This window comes from Microbacterium sp. BG28, from assembly GCF_034044005.1.
Taxonomy (GTDB): Bacteria; Actinomycetota; Actinomycetes; order Actinomycetales; family Microbacteriaceae; genus Microbacterium.
The window spans coordinates 1-451 of record NZ_JAXCHA010000011.1 but is presented as its reverse complement, the minus strand read 5'-3'; the positions used below and the strand labels follow the sequence as shown (position 1 = coordinate 451).

The 451-nt window shown below is 55.4% G+C and carries 1 pseudogene; it reads left to right on the top strand.

Annotation, left to right across the window (positions count from 1 at the left end):
* Positions 1-177: 177 nt before the first annotated feature.
* Positions 178-451 (top strand): annotated as a pseudogene (locus SK224_RS16715) (FAD-dependent oxidoreductase); the annotation flags it as partial.

The window sequence follows — 451 nt, the reverse complement described above, 5'->3', positions numbered from 1 at the left end:
AATATAGACAGCGTGTCAGCCGGGGTCGTCTTACGGTTGGGTGATTTGGAAAGGAGTGGGGAGTCAAGCTCGCAGCTGCACGACCACTTCTTGACTCACCCGGTTGTTTCGCCATTCCTAGCGGGCGGCGAATTGCTGGAGTACGGCTGCCATCTTGTAGCTGAAGGTGGTGCCAGTATGCAGCACGACCTGGTTGCTCCAGGGCTCTTGATCGTCGGCGACGCTGCTGGCTTTACGCTGAACACTGGGTTTACGGTACGGGGGATGGACCTCGCTGCAGGTTCTGCCCTCGCCGCTGCGAAATCGGTTGATCTAGCCTTGCGTAACCATGATGTCGGCCATGGGACTCTGGATGGTTATATCTCCACTTGCAATGAAAGTTTCGTGGGCCGCGACATGAATACTTATCGGAACGCCCAGACATTCCTGGAATCTCCAGAAATGTACAACG